Annotated in this window: 16 protein-coding genes; 4 read left to right on the top strand and 12 right to left on the bottom strand. The window is 72.4% G+C overall.

Annotated elements, in window-relative coordinates; translation table 11 throughout:
- Positions 1–26: 26 nt before the first annotated feature.
- Genes J4573_RS26305 through J4573_RS26285 form a run of 5 tightly spaced genes read right to left on the bottom strand, consistent with a single transcriptional unit; the run spans position 27 to position 11302 of the window.
- Entirely contained in the window at positions 27–1151 is a 1125-nt protein-coding gene (locus tag J4573_RS26305) for a VWA domain-containing protein (protein WP_208258536.1), read from the bottom strand.
- Positions 1148–3400: a DUF5682 family protein gene (locus tag J4573_RS26300; RefSeq protein ID WP_208258535.1), complete on the bottom strand. Its 2253-nt coding sequence runs from the start codon at positions 3398–3400 to the stop codon at positions 1148–1150. Before J4573_RS26300 ends, J4573_RS26305 begins: the two co-directional genes overlap by 4 nt.
- A gap of 16 nt (positions 3401–3416) precedes the next feature.
- On the bottom strand, positions 3417–4526 hold the full coding sequence (locus J4573_RS26295; protein ID WP_208258534.1) for an AAA family ATPase: 1110 nt from the start codon (positions 4524–4526) through the stop codon (positions 3417–3419).
- A 20-nt stretch (positions 4527–4546) separates the two neighbouring features.
- Positions 4547–7921: a DUF4132 domain-containing protein gene (locus J4573_RS56200; protein ID WP_208258533.1), complete on the bottom strand. Its 3375-nt coding sequence runs from the start codon at positions 7919–7921 to the stop codon at positions 4547–4549.
- A gap of 3 nt (positions 7922–7924) precedes the next feature.
- Positions 7925–11302, bottom strand: coding sequence for a DUF4132 domain-containing protein (locus tag J4573_RS26285; protein WP_208258532.1), 3378 nt, complete (start codon positions 11300–11302; stop codon positions 7925–7927).
- Between the two features lie 101 nt (positions 11303–11403).
- On the opposite strand from J4573_RS26285, the gene J4573_RS26280 reads away from it, so the two are divergent.
- A complete protein-coding gene (locus J4573_RS26280; protein WP_208258531.1) occupies positions 11404–12198 on the top strand; it encodes a thioesterase family protein in 795 nt (264 codons plus the stop codon).
- Between the two features lie 35 nt (positions 12199–12233).
- Here J4573_RS26280 and J4573_RS26275 read toward each other — a convergent pair whose 3' ends face one another.
- The 3 genes from J4573_RS26275 to J4573_RS26265 form a co-directional block, all read right to left on the bottom strand.
- Entirely contained in the window at positions 12234–13025 is a 792-nt protein-coding gene (locus J4573_RS26275) for an ABC transporter permease (RefSeq protein ID WP_208258530.1), read from the bottom strand.
- Positions 13022–14023, bottom strand: coding sequence for an ATP-binding cassette domain-containing protein (locus tag J4573_RS26270; RefSeq protein WP_208258529.1), 1002 nt, complete (start codon positions 14021–14023; stop codon positions 13022–13024). Before J4573_RS26270 ends, J4573_RS26275 begins: the two co-directional genes overlap by 4 nt.
- Before the next feature lie 175 nt (positions 14024–14198).
- Positions 14199–14888, bottom strand: coding sequence for a PadR family transcriptional regulator (locus tag J4573_RS26265; protein ID WP_208258528.1), 690 nt, complete (start codon positions 14886–14888; stop codon positions 14199–14201).
- 110 nt (positions 14889–14998) lie between these two features.
- On the opposite strand from J4573_RS26265, the gene J4573_RS26260 reads away from it, so the two are divergent.
- Positions 14999–15439 carry a cupin domain-containing protein gene (locus tag J4573_RS26260; protein ID WP_208258527.1) on the top strand — a complete coding sequence of 147 codons (441 nt, stop codon included), beginning with the start codon at positions 14999–15001 and terminating at the stop codon, positions 15437–15439.
- A 17-nt stretch (positions 15440–15456) separates the two neighbouring features.
- Here J4573_RS26260 and J4573_RS26255 read toward each other — a convergent pair whose 3' ends face one another.
- The 3 genes from J4573_RS26255 to J4573_RS26245 are packed head-to-tail and all read right to left on the bottom strand — an operon-like array spanning position 15457 to position 18452.
- Positions 15457–16890, bottom strand: coding sequence for an FAD-dependent oxidoreductase (locus tag J4573_RS26255; protein ID WP_208258526.1), 1434 nt, complete (start codon positions 16888–16890; stop codon positions 15457–15459).
- Entirely contained in the window at positions 16880–17197 is a 318-nt protein-coding gene (locus J4573_RS26250) for a GNAT family N-acetyltransferase (RefSeq protein WP_208258525.1), read from the bottom strand. The genes J4573_RS26255 and J4573_RS26250 overlap by 11 nt, the downstream gene beginning before the upstream one ends.
- A gap of 49 nt (positions 17198–17246) precedes the next feature.
- Complete coding sequence (locus J4573_RS26245) at positions 17247–18452, bottom strand: amidohydrolase family protein (RefSeq protein WP_208258524.1); 1206 nt, start codon at positions 18450–18452, stop codon at positions 17247–17249.
- A 111-nt stretch (positions 18453–18563) separates the two neighbouring features.
- Here J4573_RS26245 and J4573_RS26240 point away from each other — a divergent pair, with 111 nt between their 5' ends.
- On the top strand, positions 18564–19991 hold the full coding sequence (locus J4573_RS26240; RefSeq protein WP_208258523.1) for a type I glutamate--ammonia ligase: 1428 nt from the start codon (positions 18564–18566) through the stop codon (positions 19989–19991).
- A 25-nt stretch (positions 19992–20016) separates the two neighbouring features.
- Here the strand turns inward: J4573_RS26240 and J4573_RS55495 are convergent, their stop codons facing one another.
- A complete protein-coding gene (locus tag J4573_RS55495) occupies positions 20017–20142 on the bottom strand; it encodes a hypothetical protein (RefSeq protein ID WP_279575590.1) in 126 nt (41 codons plus the stop codon).
- A gap of 162 nt (positions 20143–20304) precedes the next feature.
- On the opposite strand from J4573_RS55495, the gene J4573_RS54220 reads away from it, so the two are divergent.
- A complete protein-coding gene (locus J4573_RS54220; RefSeq protein ID WP_243773613.1) occupies positions 20305–20859 on the top strand; it encodes a CGNR zinc finger domain-containing protein in 555 nt (184 codons plus the stop codon).
- The last annotated feature ends 483 nt before the right edge of the window (positions 20860–21342 follow it).

The following is a 21342-nucleotide window of genomic DNA, read 5'->3' as shown; positions in this document are numbered from 1 at the left end:
CCCCCCGGAGCGCTCGCTCCGCTCGCTCATCGGGTGATCCTCTCGGCCACGAACGCGGCGAGCTGCCCGGGCGTCATGGCGCCGACGTGCGCGCCGACGTCGGCGAGGCGCTGGGCCATCTCGTGGTCGTAGGCGGGCGTGGCCTCCTCGTCGAGCGCGGCCAGGCCCAGCACGTGCGTGCCGTTCTGCACCAGGCCGTTGACCGACCGGACCAGGCGGCCCGCGTCGCCGCCCTCGAAGAAGTCGCTGATCACCACGAAGATCGTGCGGCGCGGGTTCTCGATCAGGGAGGCGCCGTAGTCGACCGCCCGCGCGATGTCGGTGCCGCCGCCCAGCTGGACCTTCATCAGCAGCTCCACCGGGTCGGTCACGTCGGAGGTGAGGTCGACGACGTCACCGGCGAACGCGACCAGATGCGTCTTGAGGCCGGGCAGCCCCCACAGGCAGGCGGCCGTGACCGAGGCGTGGATGACCGAGCCGGCCATCGATCCGGACTGGTCGACGAGCAGGATCAGCTGCCAGCGCTCCATGTGCCGGTTGACTCGCGAGACGAAGCGCGGCTCCTCGATGTAGACGCGGCGTTCGTCGGGCCGGTAGTGCCCGAGGTTGGCGCGGATGGTGCCGTGGAAGTCGAAGTTGCGCGACTGCTTGAACCGGCTGCGCTGCCGTGACCGGGTGCCGGAGAACGCCCGCCGGACGTCGGTGGCCAGCCGTTCGAGCAGGTCGCGGACGACCGCCTCGACGATGCGGCGGGCGAGGGCGAGGACCTCGGGGTTCATCAGGTGCTTGGTGCGGAGCACGGCGCGCAGCAGGGCCGGGTTGGGCTCGATCCGCTCCAGCACGGACGGGTCGGTGACGACGTCGAGGATCTCGTAGCGCTCGATCGCGTCCCGTTCGAGCCGCTCGATGGTCTCCTTGGGGAAGAGCCGGTGGACGTCGTCCAGCCAGTCCACGGTGGTGAGCTCGGCCTGCCCGGAGCCGCCTCGCCGCGGCCCCTTCCGCACGCCGCGCTTCTCCAGGTCGCCGTCGCGGCCGTAGAGCCAGTCGAGCGCGGCGGCCTGCCCGGCGGCGTCGCCCTCGGGGGTGCCGCAGGCCTGATCGGCGGGCGCGCCGAGGATGAGCCGCCAGCGTTCGAGGCCCGGATCGGTCACGACAGCCCCTCCCCCGCCAGCAGCCGCTCCACCTTCTCCTCCAAGGCCCGCGCCTCGGCGATCAGGAGCGGGTCGCCGCCGCCCTTCAGCAGGCTGCGCGCCGAGCCTTTGAGCCCGCGCAGGTCGAGCAGGCCCTTGGCGATCGTCTCGCGCTCGCGCGGTGGGAAGTACTCGAACGCCTGCCGCAGGGCGGGCAGCGCCACCAGGAAGTCCTCCTCGCCGAATCCGCTGACCATCTCGTCCAGGACGGTCAGCACCCCGGACTCGGTCAGCACCTCCTCGCGGGCGAGCGCGAACAGCCCGGCGAGCCAGTCGCCCAGAATGTGCGGACCGGCGGCGCCCCGTACCGCGCGGACCGGGTCGGCGGCGTCGCCGAGCGACCAGCCGAGCCCGAACGCGCCGCCGCGCAGGTCGGGCGGAGCCTCGGCGTTGAGGCTGATCCGCCGGGCCACGCCGGTGGCGACGTCCCGGTCCAGCCCGAGCGGCCCGGCCGCGTGAACGAGGGCGTCGCGGGTCGCGGCGAGCGCGTTCAGGCGCCCGAGGTCGGCGGGCGCCGGACCGCCGCGCACCCCCTCGACCAGCCACAGCACTCGGGTGACGCAGAGTTCGACGACCGTGCCGAGCAGCGCGCTGCGCGCCGTGCCGAGCAGCCGGTCATGCCGCCAGAGCCCCAGTGAGGTGGCGAGCACGCCTCCGAGTCCGGCGACGTCGGAGGCGCTTCCGACGCTCGCCGTGATGACCTTGGTGATCTCGTCGGACAGGTCCATGCAGCCGCAGAGCGCGGTGTCGAACAGGACTCCGCCGAGCCGTCCCATGTCCGTGCCCGCGGCGGCGGTCCGTTGGCCCAGCACGGCGGCGGCCGCGTCGAGCAGCGTCGCGCCGTGCGCGCCCGCCTCGATGAGCGCGGACAGCCGCATCTCGTCGCGGGTGAGCGTCCAGCGTTCCTCAAGAGTCGGGTCGTCGCCCGCCGCCGGACCCGAGTCGCGTTCCACCCCGGGAATCCCCAGGACGCTGAGCCGGTGCAGCACGCGGCTGCGCGCCAGGTCGGCGTCGTCGCCGAGGCTGAGCGTCACCGTGCCCTCGTGGTCGAGGCCGAGCCGTTCGAGCTCGGCGGTGACGTCGTGGACCAGCGGCGGCGCCGGGGTGTCGGGATGCAGGCGCCCCACCCGGTCGCCGCTCAGCGCGGCCACCATCGCGGCGACGACCGGATGTGTCCCGCGAACGATCGTGCCCCGCCGCGTCCAGGGCAGCGGCTGTTCGAGGTCGTCGGAGACCAGCGCGGCGACCAGGCCGTCCAGCAGGTCCGTCCGTGCCAGGACGCGGTGCCCGCGCAGCCTGGCCAGGCCTTCCGTCAGCGTCCGCGCGGCGATCAGGTCGGCGGTCGAGACATACTGCTTGCGCTTGCGCAGCCGGGCGACGACGACCTCGGTGAGGCCCGCGGCGGCGCCCTCCGGCCCGCTCTCCCACAGCCGCTGGTAGTACTCCGGCGACGGCATCCCGGACTGGTAGCCGGTGAAGGAGTCCAGGCGCCGGAACGAGTAGGGGACGAGGTAGCTCCCGCCCTTGGCGCCGTCAGGCAGGAGCGGCACCTGCGGCCATTCCGTCGGCCCGTTCGCGGCGAGTTCTTTGAGGGCGGGGCGGTGGAAGCCGCCGCTCACGACCACGACCGGCCGATCCCCCGCCTCGGCCTCGGCCGCCCGCACCCACCCGGCCATGTAGGCCTCGCGCGCGGTGTCGCTCTCGCCCGCCGACGCCTCGCCGCGTACGAGGTCGAAGTAGGTCTCGAGCCTGCGTTCCAACTCGTCGTCCGGCTCGACCTCGACCATGTGGTCCCAGAGCACGTCCACGTTGTCGACCGCGAACGCGCCGCACAGCCGTTCCATGACGTCGGCGTAGCGCTGCTCGGCGTCGGCGTAGCGGTTGCTGCGGTCGGCGAAGGCCGGATGCCAGGCGGGCAGGTCGATGAACCGCACCTGCGCGCCCGCCGCCTGCCCCGCGGTCAGCGCGACCCACTCGGGCGAGTACGCGCAGAACGGCGTCCACGACAGGTGCGCACGCTCGTCGTCGCGGTAGTGGGTGAAGACGGCGACCGGCAGGTCGTGCCCGAGCGTCAGCTCACCGAGGCGCCCGTTGATGTCGGCGGGGCCCTCGATCAGCACGTACGCGGGCCGCAGCGCCTCGATCGTCCGGCGGACGAGCCGCGCGCAGGCCGGGCTGTGGTGCCTTACGCCGATGAACGAGACCGTCATCCAGTCATCACCGTCATCAGCCCGGGAGCCGGTGCCGGGCCTCGTACAGGGCCTTCCACTGCGCGCCCGGCCGCGCCTTGGCCTGCTGCTCCAGGTAGCGGCGCAGCCTCGCCAGGTCGTCGGCGTTGTCCTTGGCCGCCGTTCCGGCCAGGCACTCCACGATGTCGGAGGGGGTGCCGTGCTCGCCCCGCAGGAACCAGCCGCGCACGCCGATCGCGTGCGCGACCGAGACGGCCTCGGCGGTGCTCATCACCGTGGACAGCCGTTCCATCGCCTCGCCCTTGGCCGTCATTCCGCCGCGCAGCTCGCGGAACGTGGTGACCAGGACCTCCAGCACGTCGCGGCGCGGCGGCACGGCCACGCCCGACCGTTCCAGCAGCGCGGACGCCTCCGACTCGACCAGGTCGAGCTCGGTCTGGAAGTCGGCGATCGGGAACACGGTCTCGAAGTTGAACCGCCGCTTCAGCGCCGCGCTCATCTCGTTGACTCCGCGGTCGCGGGTGTTGGCGGTCGCGATGACGTTGAAGCCCTCGCGCGCGAAGACCATCGAATCGGCGCCCGCGAGCTCGGGAACGGCCAGCACGCGTTCCGACAGCAGGGACAGCAGCGAGTCCTGGACCTCCAGCGGGCAGCGGGTGATCTCCTCGAACCGCACGATCTTGCCCTCGGCCATGCCGTTCAGCATCGGCGCGGGCACCAGCGACCTGGGCGACGGCCCTTCGGAGACCAGCAGCGCGTAGTTCCAGGAGTACTTGATCTGGTCCTCGGTGGTGGCGGCGCCGCCCTGGATGGTCAGCGTCGAGTCGCCGCTCACCGCCGCCGCGATCAGTTCTGAGAGCAGCGACTTGGCGGTGCCGGGCTCGCCGACCAGCATCAGCCCGCGGCTGGTCGCCAGCGTCACCAGCGCCCGGTCGATCAGCGACGGGTCGCCGACGAACTTGCGGTGGATGCCGCGCACCTCGTCGCCCACGATGAACCGGCGGGCGGCCTCCATGCTGAGCGCCCATCCGGGCGGTCGCGGCGCGTCCGCGTCGCCCTCGCGCAGCAGCGCCAGCTCGTCGGCGAACCGCACCTCCGCCGGGGGCCGCTGCAGCTTCTCTTCGGTCGTCTCGGTGGTCTCGGTCATCCCAATTCCGCTCGGTTCGCTCAGTTCCGCTCGTCGCGGGTCAGCCTGGTCAGGTCGTGCAGGATCTCGGAGGCCGTGACGGGGTCCAGGCCTCCGAAGGTCAGCGAGCCCTCGGCGCCGAGGCGGTAGCGGCCCGGACGTCCCGCCAGCCAGACGTCGGTGATGACCTGGTCGGGGTAGTCGGCGCGGGCGCCGGCCGAGCCGATGCCCGGGCTCAGGCCGACCACCACGTAGGGGCCGCCGGGCAGCTCGCGCGCGATCCAGCCGCTGCCGGTCTCGCTCCAGCGGCCCTGTGACAGGCCCTTGGCCCGCCCGTACGGAGCCGTCTTCCCCTCGAACCGGCGCAGCAGCCCGCTCCGCCGTTCCTCCTCGGTCAGCGTGAAGACCGGGCGGCCGAGCTGGTCGAACGGCTGGAGGATCTCGTAGTCGGCGAACATCTCCGTCCAGGCCTCCAGGTCGTCCCCGAGCCGGACCGGGTGCGCGATGGAGATCTGCGCCTCGCCGTCCAGGAGCGCGAAGGCGTTGTCCTCGACGTCGGCGAACGTCCGGTCCTCGGCGAGCCGGAACGCCGTTCCGCTCGCACCGCCCGTGTCGTCCGCGCCATCCAGACCGTCCGGGCCGTCCGCCAGCCAGACCAGCCGCCGGGCGATGTGCCAGATGAGCGGATGGTCGAGCAGGCCGCACCGGAACTCCTCTAGCGACCAGCGACGGCCCCGCACCATGGCCTCTTCCAGCCTGCGGATCTGCTCGTCGGCGACCGCGCGGACCTCCTTCTTCAGCTCACTGAAGCGCCGCTTGGCGGCGGGAGCGAGCACGGGGTCGTCGGACGCGGCGGGCTTGGGCAGGTCGGTGCGGCGCCGGCCGTTCTCCTCGGTGACCTGAGGCCTGAGCCGCTCGTCGAAATCGACCCGGAAGCCGCGCGGCCCGTAGTCGAGCGTCAGGCCACCGTCGGCGTCGAGCCCGAAGTCGGGCACGGCGAGGTCGGCGAGCTGGTCCGCGCTGAGCCCGCGCGCGGCGGCGACCTCGGAGATCTTCTCGTGGACGCGGGTGGTGAACGTCTTGGACCGCATCTTGCGGGTGAGGCCGAACAGGTGCATGAGCGCCACGTCGGTCCCGATCTCGGCCAGCACGTCCAGTCCCGCGACCGCGCGGGCGTGGGACCGTTCCTCCGGCCAGGCGCGGATCACCGGCGCGAGCCGCCGTACGGTCTCGTCGTCGCCGCACCGGCCGAGCTGCGTCAGCGCCCAGCCGTCCTTGGCGGGCATGCCGTGCAGCCGCCACTGCTGGAAGACGGCCCAGGAGAACGCGGCGAGCGATCGCGGGTCGCACAGCTGCTTGAGCGCGTCGATCCCGGCGTACGGCTCCCCCGGCTTGGACATCGCCAGCAGGGTCAGCACGTGCCGGACCGCGTCGAACGGCAGCGCGCGGCCGATCTCGCGCAGGAGCAGCGGCGGGAGCAACTCGGGATCGGCCCAGGGGCCGACCTTGGGGACCCTGGACGGCAGGACCTCCAGCGGGTCGGCGGCCAGGACGTTCCCGACGGCCGCCGCCGCGTCGTCGCCGTGCGCCCGCGCCGCCTCGATGATCGGCTGTGTGCCGTGCGTCGCGGCGAGCAGGCGGAGCGCGCCCTCGGCGTTGGTACGGTCCCCACCGGGCCGGTCGAGCGCGGCGGGCAGCAGCAGCGGCACCGCGTCCAGGCCGTGCCGGGCGAACCAGCGCCGCGCGAAGACGCCCGAGGCCCGCAGCCGAGCGAGCCAGTCCGACATCACCCAGGCGACCTCGGCGTCGAAGAACGGCAGGAGGAGTCCTCCGAACGCGGCGGGCACCTGGTCGGCGATGGTGAGCGCCAGCGGCAGCGCGTCCAGGCCGAACCGGCTGATCAGCGGCTGCATCCACCGGCCGGCGCCGGCGGGGTCGGGGTCCCAGGCGGTCAGCAGCGGGCGGAGCGTCGCCTCCGGGGCGATCGCGAACAGGCCCCCCATCGAGTCGGGCCCGACGCGGCCGAGCCGGCAGCGGGCGACCTCGTGGTCCCAGTCGACGTCGTCGCGGCCGGTCCAGTAGTCGGCCCACCAGCGCGAGCCCTCGCCCCAGCGCTCCCGTTCGCCCGGCGTCCAGGCCATGCGCTGCTCGCGGGACTCGGGGAGGCCCTCCAGCACGAACGGCTTGCGGCGGGTCCGGCGGCGCGTCCACGGCGGTTCGGCCAGGAAGCGCGGCACCTCGTCCGGCGTCGCCTCCTCGACCCCCTCGACCGTCGACGAGATGGGCCGCAGCCGCTCGCGCACATCGTTGGGGAGATCGGCCAGCACGTAGGAGTAGGCGCGCAGATGGGCCGACATCAGCATCGCGGCGAGGTCGGACGAGCCGGATCCCCCGGTCGAGCCGGACGGCCCGCACGCGACGGGGGCCAGCATGCGCGCGGCCCGTACCGGGTGGCGGTGCATGGCGGCGCGGACGACCGGCTGGAACCGTTTCTGCTCCAGCCGGTCGGCGAGGGCGCTGAACGCCGCGTCGGACGGCAGGATCATCAGCGCCTCGGTCAGCGTCGCGAAGTCCTCGTCGCTCAGGTGCGAGCGCAGCGCCCTGGTCAGTATCGGGACGGCCGCCTCACCGACCCCGTCGAGGAGGGTGGCGACCACGCCGGGGCGGAAACCGTTCCAGCCGAGGATGTCCCAGTCCCCGACCGTCTCGGCCTGGCTCGCCGTGCCCAGCGCGCACGCCAGCGCCTCCTGGAGGAAGACCTCGGCGGCGCCCTGCAGCGGGTGCTCGCAGCACTCGTCCACCCAGTCCACGCGGGTCGGCGCCAGGTAGGCGACCATGATGCGCTGGGCGGACGTGACGCGATGCCCGGCCAGCGCCTCGACCGCCTGCCGATAGTCGTCGTCGGGGCAGGTGGCGAGGAACGTGCGCATCCGGCGGGCGAACGTCTCCAGCGGCCAGCGCCCCTCGGCGGCCGGTCCCTCCGCCAGGCCGATGCCTTCGAGCGGCCCGAGCCGGTGCCGGGACCCCGTACGGACGACGCGGCCGTACTCGGCGAACGCGCAGGCGGCGAACGCCGGGCCGTGGTCGTCCACCCACACGTCCACAAAGCCCGACAGGCGTTCCTCGTCCCACAGCCACATCGACGACGCGGCCACCATCGCCACGGCCGCGGCCCCCGCCGGGTCCGCCTCGCCCGCGAGGTGGGCCCTGGTCCGCGCGACGAGATCGGCGCCGGTCGCAGGATGCCCGAGCACCCGTTCCAGCAGCGGAAGCGACTCGGCTGCCAGAGTCCGCGCCTCCCCGGCCAGGGCGTGATCGACCTCGGCGGTGGGAACGCGGACGCCGCCGCGCCGCGGGTGCATGCGGCGCAGCCACTCGTGGGGGAGGACGAGCACGTCCTCGTCGGGGATGCCCACCTGTCAGCGGGCCACGTCGGCGAGCGCGGTCAGGTCGGCGAGGATCTCGCTGGCCGTCACCGGATCGAGGTCGCCGAACCGGAGCCGGGTGCCCACGCGGGGGTGGTAGTCGTTCGGTTTGTCGGCGAGCCAGACGTAGTCGAGCTTCTGCTCGGGGAACTCGGTGAGCAGGCCCACGGCGAAGCCCGGATCGAGGTCGATGACGACGTGGCGGTTGCCGGGAACGCGGCGCGAGATCCAGCGTTCGACGCCCGCGTCCAGCGGGACGCCGCGCTCCCAGCCGTGCTTCATCAGCGCCAGGACGTCGCCGAACGGCACCGTCAGCCCCTCGAAGCGGGTCAGCCGCCCGCTCTCGGCCTCCTCATCGGTCAGCGCGTGGACCGGGCGGCCGAGCTGGGGGAACGGCTGGAGGATCTCGTAGTCGGCGAACACCTCCGACCAGGCCTCCAGGTCGGCGCCGAGGTCGAGCGGGTGGGCGATGCCGATCTCGGCCGAGTCGGGGACCGTGACGATCTCGTCGTCGACGTCGGCCGCCGTACGGTCCTCGGCGATCCGGAACGTGGTCGTCTTGCCGCCGTCCTCGGCGAGCCAGACCAGGCGGCGCACGATGTGCCAGAGCAGCGGGTGGACCACGAACAGGTCGCGGAACTCGGCGGCGGTCCAGCGGCGCCGGCTCACCATCGCGTTCTCCAGGCGGGAGACCTGGTCGGCGGCGACGGAGCGGACGTCCTTCTTCAGCGCGGAGAACGCCTTGTAGGCGGCGGGGGCCAGCTCGGCGTCGTCCTTGGCGCCCGGTTTGGGCAGCGCCTTGCGCGGCTTGCCGTCCTCGTCGGCGACGAACGGCTTCAGATGCTCGTCGAAGCCGACCGTGAAGCGGCGCGGGCCATAGTCGAGGGTGAGCGTGCCATCGACTTCGAGGCCGAAGTCGGGCACCAGCCGGTCGGCGAGGCGTTCGGGGGTGAGGCCGAGGTCGGCCGCCACCTGGTCGATCTTCTCCTGGGCCTTGGTCTTGAGGCCCTTGAACTTCACCTTCTGGGCGATGCCGTGCAGGTGCATGAGCGCGACGTCGGTGCCGATCTCGGCCAGGATCTCCAGCCCGTTCACCGCCTTCTTGTGGCCGCCCTCGCCCGGCCAGGCGCGGATCAGCGGGGTGAGGCGGCGCACGGTCTCGTCGTCGCCCAGCCAGCCGAGCTGCGTCATCGCCCAGCTCTCCTTGGACGGGCCGCCGGACGCCTGCCACCGCTGGAACAGGCCCCACGAGAAGTCGGCCAGCGACTCCGGGGTGGCCAGGTCGCCGACCACGTCGAGCCCGGCGTAGACGTCGCCGGGCTTGGACATCGCCAGCATGGTGATGAGGTGCGCGGCCGCGGCGTCCGGCAGGGCCTGCCCGCCCTCGCGCAGCAGCACCTGCGGGAGCACCGCCGGGTCGGCCCACTCCCCCACGGCGGGGATCTTGGCCGGGAGCTGCTCCAACGGGTCGGTCGCGAGCAGCGCCTCGATCGCGGTGGCGGCCTTGTCGCCGTGCTCGCGTGCCGCGTCGACGATCGGCTGAGGCCCGAGCTTGCCGGCGAGCAGGAACAGCGCACCCTCGGCGTCGCGGCGGGCCCTGCCCGCCTTGCCGAGCGCGACGGGGATCAGCAGGCGCGCGGCATGGACCTCGTGGCGTGTCAGCCAGGCGATGGCGGCGGGCCGGGCGGACTTGTGCCGCGCCAGGTAGCCGGCCATCAGCCCGGCCACCTGCTCGTCGGCGAACGGGACCAGGAGGGCGGCGTTCGACGAGGCGTTGGTCTCGGCGGCCAGCAAGGCCTGCGGGAGCGCCTCGAACTCGAAGCGGGCGATGATCGGTTTCATCCAGGCGGACGCGTCCCACTGCGCCCTCGGCCGCCAGGCCGCCAGCAACGGCCGGACGAGCTCCTCGGGTCCGCCGACGAACAGGCTCACCTCGTTCGACCAGTACTTCAGCTTGCCCTCGCGGAAGTCCTGGACCTCCTTGACCCAGTCCACGCCGGGCACAGGGCTCCAGTATTCGCCGGTGGTGTCGTCGGCCCACTTCTCGCGTTCGCCCGGCGCCCACACGATCGCCGGGTCGGACGGCGCGGGCAGGTCCGCGATGACGACCGGCTTGGCGGCGCTGCGCTTGCGGGTCCACGGCGCGTCGAGCAGCAGGGGCGGGAGGGCGTCGGCGGGCGCGGCCTCGACGCGGACGTTGTCCTCCGCGATGCGCTCGACGACCGCCCGCGCCTCGTCGGGAAGGTTCGGCAGCATGGCCGCCGTCAGCTCGGCGTTGGCCAGTACGTGGCCGGTCAGCAGTTCGGTGATCGTCTTCCCGGACTTGCTCGTGGGGGTGGCGGCCGCGGAGGCGGCGGACAGGAGCCTGAGCGCGCGAACGGGGAAGCGCCGCATCGCCTCCAGCAGGACGGGCGGCACGTACGCGCGATCGACCCGGGCCACCAGCGCCTCGAACGCCTCGTCGGTGGGCAGGACGGCGAGGGCCTCGGCACGTTCCTTGTTGTGGTCGTTGCTGCCCCGGTCGGAGTCGAGCGCCTCGATGAGGACCGGGATGAGGGCGGGGCCGAGTCCCTCGGTCATCGTCGCGATGACGTCCAGGTTGCTGTCGTCGGCCCAGTCGAGCCGGATCTGGTGGCCGAGCCGGTCGAGCCGGTCGAGCAGCCGCGACGAGCCGAGGGCGCACCGCAGCATCCACTGCAGCGGACGCTCGAAGTACTCCGTCGGCGGCTCGCCACTGCACTCGTCGGCCCAGTCCTGCCGGGCCGGCACGAGGTAGGACGCGACGATCCGCCGCTGCCGCGTGGTGCGGTGCTCGGCGAGCCGGGCCTCGATCTCCTCGTACTCGGCGTCGCTCGCGGCGGCCACCAGCGTGCGCATGCGGCGTGCGAGCCGCTGCTGGGTCCACCATGGGTGGCGCGGCGTGTCGCCGTTCCAGAACCGGAGCGCCAGGTAGTCGTCCCGGCGCGAGTCGATGTTCACGGTGAACGTGGCGAGCTCGACGAACGCGCACGCGGCGAAGGCCAGCCCGTGCTCCACCACCCAGGCGTCGAGGCCCGGTTCGTGGTTGGCGTCGCGGCGCTGCGACCGCGAGATGTCGGTGACGACGGCCGCGCCCAGCGGATCGGGTTCGCCGCCCAGGTGACGCCGCGCGGCCTCGACCAGCTCGGGGGCGCTGCCGCCGCAGGCGAAGACCCCCTCCAGCAGCCGCTCGGACGCTCTGACCAGCTCGGCGACGGTCTCGGGGGCGCTCCGGTCGAGCTTGATCCCCGCGACGGGGATGCCGCCGTGCCGGGGGTGCAGGCGGCGCAGCCAGGCGGCGGGCAGCACGAGGGCGTCCTCGCCTTCCGGCGCGGAGATGTGGGGAGCGTCCATAGCGCCTCACGCTATGGGACGAGGCCGACATTTGGCGGTGAGATCACCCGATCTTCAGCCGGACGCCGACGTACTGAACGGGCGCTCTAGAATTTTGTTCTATGACGATCGAGGCGTTCTATGAACCACTGGACACCGACCTGTTCGCCAGCTCCCCCTCGACCGCCGGTCCGTGGTCGCCAGGGTTCCAGCACGGGGGTCCGGTCTCCGCGCTCATCGGGCGCGCGTTCGAACGCCATGGCACCCGCGTCGCGCGGGTGACGGTCGAGATCCTCGGGCCCGTCCCGGTCGCTCCGCTGCGGGTCGCCACCCGCGTCGTCCGGCCCGGCCGCCGGGTCAGCCTGCTGGAGGGCGAGCTGTTCTCCGGCGACGGCGACGGCCGTGCGGACAGCCCGATCGTGCGGGCGCGGGCCTGGCGCATCGCCGAGGCGCCCGCCGAGCTGGAGCCGATCGACAACGCCGAGGCTCCCGCGCCGTTGCCGGGGCCCGGTGCCCCCGGCCTGAGCGGCTGGCCGGGGGCGCATCTGGACGGTTACCTGTCGTCGATCGAGTGGCGGTTCGTGCGGGGCTCGTTCGCCCAGCCCGGCCCCGGCGAGGTGTGGGGCCGTCCGCGCATCCCGCTCATGGCCGGCGAGGACGACTCGCCGCTGGTCCGCACGCTCGTGCTCGCCGACAGCGGCTCGGGCGTCGGCAGCCAGCTCGACTTCGCCAAGTGGATGGTCATCAACACCGACCTCACCGTCGCGCTGAACCGGGATCCGGTCGGCGAGTGGATCAACATGCGGTCCCGCCTCCAGGCCCAGCCGGGCGGCAGCGCGCTCGCCGACACCGAGCTCGCCGACGCGTCCGGGACGTTCGGCCGCGGCCTGCAGACCCTGATCGTCGACACGCACTGATCCGCCCGGCGTTCATAGGCCCGGGTCCGCATCGGTCAGACGCTCTTCTGGTAGGCGCGGAACGTGGCGACCGAGAGGGCGACGCACGCGACCGCGACGACCAGCAGCCCGCCGACACGGACGCTCACGAACGCCCAGTCGGGGTCCGCGCTGAGCGCCGAACGGCCCGCGCGCACCGCCCAGTCGAGCGGGTTGCAGGCCGCGATGCGGCTCATCCAGCCGGGCATCAGCTTGGTCGGCATGAACGCCGACGACAGGAACGTCAGCGGCAGCATGAGCATGATGTAGATCCCGATGATCGCCTCCCGCTTGCGCAGGACCATGCCCGCCGCGTTCGACAGCGCGCCGAACACGACGCCGACCAGCATCGACGCGCCGACCACCACGGCGATCCCGGCCGCGCCGCCGGGCAGGTGCGCGCCCGCGAGCCACCCGAGCACCAGGATGATCGCCGACTGGACGGCCGTGTTGACGATCTGCTCGACCACGTTGGCGTTCATCAGCGCGACGCGGCTCGCCGGAGAGACCAGGAACCGGTTCAGCGTGCCGCGGTCGATCTCGTCGATCGCGCCCATGCCGGCGAACATGTTGGCGTTCATCGCGTTCATGGCGACGATGCCGGGGATCAGGTAGTCCAGGTACGAGCCGCCGCCGAAGCCGGGGATCTCGACGACCCGCTTGAACAGCGACCCGAACAGGAACAGCCAAATCGCGGGCTGGACGACGTTCCCGACGACGAGCGCGGGCTGCCGCAGCACCGCGTGCAGGCGACGGCCGGTGAGGTACCAGGTGTGGGTGAACGTGGTGCCGAGTGAGGCGGTGGTCATCGGCCCGCTCCTTCCGTGACGAGGGCTTCTGCTTCGTCGCCGGCGTCGGCCTCCGCGTCGTGATAGCGGCGGCCGGTGTGCCTCAGGTAGACGTCGTCGAGTGAGGGCCGCGCGACGGTGACCGACGCGGCGGACGTTCCTGCCTGCTGCAGCGCGGCGAGGATCACCGGGACCATGCCGGCCGCGTCGTCGCTGCGGGCGCTCAGGCTCCGGCCCGAGAGGCGCACCTCCTGGACGCCCGGCAGGCTCGCCAGCGCGCGGCGCGCGGCGTCGAGATCGGCGCCCGCGGGAAGCTCCAGATGGACGGCGTCGCCGTGCAGGCCGCCCTTGAGCTGGTCGGGCGTTCCCTGCGCCACGACCCGGCCGCGGTCCACGATGGCCACGTGGTCGGCGAGCCGGTCGGCCTCCTCCAGGTAATGCGTGGTGAGCAGGACGGTCAGCCCCTCGTCACCCGCCAGCCGGGAGACCTCCCGCCACAGTGCGGTCCGCGACTCGGGATCCAGGCCGCTGGTCGGCTCGTCCAGAAAGAGGACTGCCGGCCGGTGCATCAGCCCGAGCGCCACGTCGAGGCGGCGCTGCATGCCGCCGGAGTAGGTCTTGACCATGCGGCCGGCGAACTCGGTGAGGTCGAGCCGCTCAATGAGCTCGTCGGCGCGGGTCTTGGCCGCCGCACCCATCCCGTACAGGCGTCCCTGGAGGATGAGGTTCTCGCGGCCGGTCGCGCCGAGGTCGCTGCCGGAGTTCTGCGCGACGACGCCGATCACGTGCCGCACCTGGTCCGGTCGCCGCAGCACGTCGATGCCCTCGACGAGGGCGGTCCCCTCGTCGGGCCGGGCCAGGGTGGTGAGGATCTTGACGGTGGTGGACTTGCCGGCGCCGTTCGGGCCGAGCAGCCCGAAGACCGTTCCGGCGCCGACGGTGATGTCCAGCCCGTCCAGCGCCCGGACGTCGCCCGGATAGGTCTTGACGAGGCCTCGGGCCTCGATGGATGCGGACATGGTGGAGTACTCCTCCGATCGATGGGTGGTGAAGCGAACCGATCGGCGGAAGGCGGCCCGGGTAAGCTGGGCAAAGCCGCACCTCGGCCATCGGCTCGTGGTGTCGCGACCCCGGTGCGGTGCCCGATTCTTGGCGGAGTGGGTGCACCGCCCGGGGTTCTTCAGTGGTCAAAGGTCAGTCGTCGAGCCTGCCGGCCTCGCTTTCGTGTCCATGGAGGGCCTGGTCCTCCTTGAACCACTCGGCCTCGCGTACCTCCGCTGGGAGTTGCGCCTTGTCGTGCCAGGCTCGCCAGGCCTCCAGGTCGGCGAACGTCCCGTCGGCCAGTTCCGCGGCGAAGGCTCCGACCCAGGCGGCCTCGGCCTCCTTCATCGCCAGCGCGTACTCGACCTCCAGGAGGAAGATCCGAGGGAAGCCCTCCGCGCGAGCATCGGCCAGCGCGGCGCGCATCTCGCCGATCTCCCGCTCCAGGGCCGTCAGCCGCCGGCCGAGCTGCTCGGCGACGTCGTCGGAGCTCAGCGCGCCGAGCAGCGACAGCGCCGACTCGAACCGCGGGTACTCCTTCACCGGCTCGCTCAGCAGCTCCCGCATGACCTCGGTGATCTCGTCGCGGCCCGCGTCGGTGATCCGGTAGACGGTCCGTTCGGGCCGGCGTCCGGCCCGCGTGGTGCCCTCGGCCTCGACCAGCCCGCGGTTCTCCAGGCTCTGCACCACCGTGTAGAGCGAGCCGAACCGGATCTTGATGCTCTGGTCCTTGCCGCGGTGCTTGAGAAGCTGTGCGATCTCGTACGGGTGCATCGGACCCTCGATGAGCGTCGTCAGCACGGCCAGCGCCAGCGGCGTCGTCCGTCCTCGTCCGCCCGCCATCGCGCTCACTCCTCGCCCTCTACTCGCACTCGTATATCCGTCTACGAATATACGACCGCGGATGTCAGGCGGCAAGGGGAGGTTCTGAGCGAAATGGCAGAATCGGCGTCGTGACCGACGGCACCGAAACCTGGCATCAGCGGATCGAGCACATCAGGGGCGGCGGGCTCACGTCCGACACCACCCAGACCGCGGGCATGCGGCGCTTCGAGGCGATCTCCGGCAAGACCGTGGGCTCCCAGCGGCTCTGGATGGGACGCACCCACGTGGGCCCGGAGACCAACTCCGGAGACCACCATCACGGCGAGGCCGAGACAGCGATCTATGTGGTGTCCGGCCACCCGGTCTTCGTGTTCGCCGAGGGCGACGAGGAGGTGCGCCTGGAGACCGAGCCGGGCGACTACATCTTCGTCCCCCCGTACGTGCCGCATCGCGAGGAGAACCCCTCCCCCGACGAGGAGGCGGTCGTGGTGATCGCACGCAGCACGCAGGAGGGCATCGTGGTCAACCTGCCCAGCCTGTGGGCCCAGGTGGAACACCCCGACGCCTAGACCTGGTCAGAGGGGGGTCAGGGGTTGGTGTGCATGGCGGACTCGACGCGTTCGGCGGCCTTGCGGGCGGCGATCAGCACCGGGTCCCAGACGGGCGAGAACGGCGGCGCGTAGCCGAGGTCCAGGCCGGTCATCTGCTCGACGGTCATGCGGTTCCACAGCGCGATGGCCAGGCCGTCGATGCGCTTGGCGGCGCCCTCCTCGCCCACGATCTGGGCGCCGAGCAGGCGACCCGAACGCTGCTCGACGATGAGCTTGGTCTTCATCGGCACGGCGCCCGGGTAGTAGCCGGCCCGGGTCGTGGACTCGACGACGACGCTGTGCGTCTCGAAACCGGCGGCCTCGGCCTCTGCCTCGTTCAGCCCGGTCCTGGCGACCTCGACGTGGCAGATCTTGGACACGGCGGTGCCGACGACGCCGGGGAACGTGGCGTACCCGCCGCCGATGTTGACGCCCGCGACGCGGCCCTGCTTGTTGGCGTGGGTGCCGAGCGCGATCGCGACCGGCGCCCCCGACACCAGGTGCCGGGTCTCCACGCAGTCCCCGGCGGCCCACACGCCTTCGGAACGGGTGCGCATCCGCCGGTCGGTCACGATGCCGCCGGTGACGCCTGTCTCGATCCCGGCAGCCTGCGCGAGTTCGGTGTTCGGCCGTACGCCCATCCCGAGGATCACCAGGTCGGCGGGGAGCGTGCGGGCCTCGGTGACGACCGCGTCCACCCGGTCGCCGGAGGTCTCGAACGCCTCCAGCCGTTCGCCGAGGTAGAGGGTCACGCCCACGCTCCGCAGGGCGTCGGCGACCAGCGCCCCCATGTCGGGGTCGAGAGTCTTCATGGGCTGCGGCGCGGCGTCGACCAGGCTGACCTCGAGCCCGCGGTGCACCAGCGCTTCGGCCATCTCCAGTCCGATGTAGCCGCCGCCGACCACGACGGCCCGGCGCGGCGCGTCCTCGTCGAGGGCGCGGCGGATCGCGATGCCGTCGTCCAGGACCTGCACGCCGTACACGCCCTGCGCGTCGGCGCCGGGCAGGCGCGGACGCCGCGGCACGGCTCCGGTGGCCACGATCAGCTGGTCGAAGCCCTCCCAGCGTTCGGCCCGGGCAGCGAGGTCGCGCACGCGGACCGCCCGCCGGTCGAGGTCGATCTCGACGACCTCGTGCTCGATGCGGGCGTCGATGTCCTGCTTGCTGCGGAACTCCTCGGGCGTCCGCACGATCAGGTCCTCGGCGCTCTCGACCTGGCCGCCGGTGAGGTACGGGATGCCGCACGCGGAGTAGGAGGTGTGGCCGCCGCGCTCGAACACCGTGATCCGCAGATCGGAGGGGTCGCGGCGGCGCCGGGCCTGAGAGGCGGCGCTCATCCCGCCCGCGTCGCCCCCGACGACCACCAGCCGTTCAGCCGCGCGTCCGGCCGCCGGGCCCGCCGCGTGATCGGCCGGGCGTTCAGCCGCCATCGCCGAGCCCGAACTTCTCGCGGTCGCCCTCGGCGACGAGGTCGCGGTACTCGTCGTGCTTGACGATGAACTTGTTGACGTACGGGCAGTACGGCCGGACCGACAGGCCGCGTTCACGCGCCTCGTTCAGGGCCTGCTCGACGAGCGTGCCCGCCAGCCCCTGGCCCTTGAACTTGCCGTCGACCTCGGTGTGGGTGAAGTCGATGATCCCGTCGTGGACGCGGTATTCGGCGAAGCCCGCCAGCTCGTCGTCCACGTGGACCTCGAACCGGCCCGCCTCCGGATTGTCGCGAACGGTCACTGCCATGGCACGCCCCCTAGTTGAATGCTCAATTTTCTTTGTCGGCATCGGCAGACTACTGCCCTTGATCAAGACGGTACGCGCGCCGGCCATTTCCCGCCGCGACCAGGTCGGCAACACGCTCGGCATCGGCCGCCGTCCAGGCGCCCTCCTCGATCCCGGAGCCGAGGAACGCCCCGAGCCCGCGCCGGAACAGCAGCGCGCCCAGGTAGTAGAGCTCGGCCAGCCCGTAGGCGTCGGAGGAGAAGAGCACCTTGCCGAACGGCGCCAGCTCCAGCAGCTCGGCGATCAGCGTGGGCGACCGGTGGCCGATGTTGTGGGTGGCCAGGCCCGCGTCCACGAAGACGTTCGGGAACACCTGCGCGAGGTAGCCCGCGTTCCGGTGGAACGGGTAGTTGTGCAGCAGCATGATCGGCACGCCCGTCGGTGCGACCGCACGCAGCAGGGCGGTCAGGAGCAGCGGATCGCCGCGCCGCAGGTCGGTGTCGGAGTCGCCGTACCCCACGTGGAACTGCACCGGCAGGCCGCGTTCGACCGCGCACCACACCAGGAAGCGGTGCAGCACCTCGTCGTTCACACGTGGTGAGGCGCCGCTGCCCGCCATCGCACGTTCGGCCTCGCGGAGCAGACGCCCGGCCGCCGCCTTCACCTCGACCTCGGTGGGCCGTTCACCCGCCATCTCCAGCCCGGCACGGTAAGCGGCGATCGACTTGCAGCCGACCACTCCCCCGCCGGCTCCCGCCCGTCCGGCCGCTCGCTCACTGGCCGCCCCTCCATTGCCGGCGGTCCGGGCGTCCAGACGGCGGCGTACCTCGTCCGCGAAGGCGGCGGCGGTCACCTCCTCGGCCGCCACCTGCTCGGCAAGGCGTTCCAGCCGAACGATCTCGTAGGCGGCGCGTGCCCCGGCGAGCTTGCCCAGCTCCTCCGGTTCCAAGATCGGCTCGGGCGTGTAGCCGGTGTCCACGCACAGCGCGTCCAACCCGGCCGCGGCCAGGAACCGCTGGTTGACCTCGGCCGCGCCCAGCTCCGCGCGCCGCGCCAGGTAGTCGTCGGGTTCGGCGTGCGCGGGCAGATCCAGTACGGACGGGCACCAGCGACGCAGCGCGAAGCCCACCTGCGAGTCGAACAGGCTGCCGCCGAGCGGCGTCGTATCAGGCGCCTCCGTCAGCATCGACTCGAAGTCGGCACGATCCAGTTCACGGCCGACCACACCGTGGCAGTGGTGATCCACCAGCCGCAGCGACTCCAACCGTTCCAGCACGACACGCCACCTCCGTGAAACTGGCCGAATGTCTTCATACGATGCCCGTAAGGGCCTGACCGAGGCCCGAAACCGCCTTCCGAACACCATCCTCCAACCGGGAGTCCCACCGTGGAAATCGCCCCAGACGCTCAGCGGATTCTGGACGCAGGCGAACGCACCAGGCGCGGCGAGCGGGCCGCCGTAGCGGCGGCCGATCTGGCCGGAAGAGACATCACCGCCGTGGCGATGACATGGGTCGATACCAGCGGCATCACGCGGACGAAGGCGGTTCCGGTGGCCCGGCTGGAGCACGCGGCGGCGTGGGGCGTCGGCATGTCGCCGGTCTTCGACGTGTTCCTGCTCGACGACTCGATCGTCTCGGGCCGGCACGCGGGCGGGCCGACCGGCGACCTGCGGCTGCACCCGGACCTGGACCGGCTGGTCCCGATGGCGGCGCTGCCCGGCTGGGCCTGGGCGCCGGTCGAACGGTTCGACCAGGACGGCGCCGAGCACCCGCTGGACGCGCGCGGGCTGCTGCGCCGCGAGATCGCCCGGATGGCCGCGAAGGGCTGGTCGGTGCGCGCCGCGTTCGAGATCGAGTGGGCGGTGTCGGACGGCGACGACGGCGAGGAGGACTTCACCCCGGCCTGCAACGGGCCCGCGTACGGGATGACGCGCATCTCCGAGGTGTCGGGCTACCTGCGGGACCTGCTGAAGGCGCTGGCCGCGACCGGGGTGTCGGTCGACCAGATCCATCCCGAGTACGCCGAGGGGCAACTGGAGCTGTCGGTGTCGGCCGAGGATCCGCTCGGCGCGGCCGACACCGCCGTCCTGGTCCGCGAGACGATCCGCGCGGTGTCGTTCGAGCACGGCCTGGCCGCCTCGTTCTCCCCCAAGGTGATGGCCGACTCGGTGGGCAACGGCGGTCACGTTCACCTGAGCCTGTGGAAGGAGGACGCGGCGGAGGGCCCGGTCAACGCGATGGCGGGCGGTTCCGGCCCGGCGGGGATGACGCCCGAGGGCGAGGCGTTCGCGGCGGGCGTTCTGGAACGGCTGCCCGCGCTGCTGGCCGTCGGCGCGCCGTCGGTCGCCAGCTACCTGCGGCTGATCCCCTCGCACTGGGCGGGCGCGTTCGCCTGCTGGGGGCGGGAGAACCGTGAGGCCGCGCTGCGGTTCATCACCGGGGCCATGGGCGAGCGCGCCCAGGCGGCCAATCTCGAGGTGAAGTGCTTCGACGCCGCCGCCAACCCGTACCTGGCGCTGGCGGGGCTGCTGGCCGCCGGGCGGGCCGGGATCGAGGCGAAGGCGCGGCTGCCCGAGCCGGTCGAGATCGACCCGGCCGGGATGGACTCCAAGGAACGTTCGGCACGCGGGATCACGCCGCTCCCGAGTTCACTGGCCGAGACGGTGGCCGCCTTCGAGGCCGACCCGGTGCTGGGCGAGGCGTTCGGCGAGGCCGTGATCGACACGGTCGCCACGGTCCGGCGGGGCGAGATCGCGCTGTTCGAGGACGCGACCCCGGAGGAGATCGCCGCCACCACGCGCTGGCGCCACTGAGGATCTTCTGGCGCCGCTGAGGGTCTTACCGTGCGGGCGGGCCGGTGGTCACCACCCGGCCCGCATCGTACGGCTGGAAACGGACCTGCACCTCCCCGCAGGCGCAGCGGGTGTAGCTCACCACGCCCTCGGAGGTCAGATGCCGGGACATCACCTCGTAGGTATCGCTCTCTGGCCAGCCGCAACGCGGGCAGTCGCTCACCTGAATCCCATCGTTCCCGTCACTCGTCGGCGTGATCACGCCTGTTGTCGCCTGTAAGGTTTATATCTAGAATAACGTTTACAGCATGCCACGTGTGCGAGGCTGGAGGCAATGCAGAGAACCGGATACAAGAGCAAGGCGGTCGCCGCCGCCGTCGAGCTCGTGAACGCCGTCACCGCAGCGGACGGCGACGACGGCGACGACGCGCTGAGGGAGCTCCTGCGCGTCAACGAGTTCTTCTGGCGCGACTTCGAGACCGCCGACGGCGACTCGTTCCGCGCCTGGGGCCGCACGCTGCGGCCGTTCTTCGAGGCCACCGACCTGGACGAGGCGGCGGACCTGCTGAACGGCCTGATGCTCGCCATCCCCATGCACCCGCACATCGCCGACCACGAGCCGCACGGCGTGCACATGCACTACGCCCCACCGTCGGCCCGCCTCCCCGACCGCTTCCGGGCCGCCACCCTGGTCAAGCTCTCGGAGCTGGTCTGCCAGTACGGCCTGGGCCGCACCGGCGTCTGCGCCGCCGAAGGCTGCGACCGCGTCTACGCCGACACCTCACGCGCCGGCCGCCGCCGCTTCTGCTCGGAAACCTGCGCCAACCGCACCAACGTCGCCGCCTTCCGAGCCCGCCAACAAGCCGGCCCCCGCCCGCAGTCCGGCTAGCCCCGGCAACGGCCACGCCCACAGTCCAGCCACTGACGCAGCTCAACCGGCGGGTCGACCTGTGACCTCGGGCCACCCGGCCGCAGACCGACCGGCGGGTCGGCCTGCGGTCGCGGGTCTGCCCCTGGACACAGACCAGCCTGCCGACGCGGATCAGCCTGCGGACACAAACCGGCCCGGCGCGCACAGACCGGCCAGCAGGGGTCGGCCTGCAGTCGCGGGTCTGCCCCCGGACGCAGACCAGCCCGCTGACGCCGACCGACCCGCGGACATAAGCCAGCCAGCGAATGCAGACCGGCTCGCGAGCGCAGATCGACCGGCGGCCACCAATCACCCAGCTTCAGGTCGGAGCTCAGCAGCGACGGTTCGGGACGGGCGGGATGGACGCAGAGTGACGGCGGGGTCGCGGGGCGGCGGGTGATCGAGACTCGCTTGAGCGAGGCGGCCGATCCTTTGTGTCGGTTTTGCGTTGTGTGTGGATTT

Source organism: Actinomadura barringtoniae, assembly GCF_017573505.1.
In the GTDB taxonomy this organism is placed as follows: Bacteria; Actinomycetota; Actinomycetes; order Streptosporangiales; family Streptosporangiaceae; genus Spirillospora; species Spirillospora barringtoniae.
This window is presented reverse-complemented; position numbering and strand designations above follow the sequence as displayed.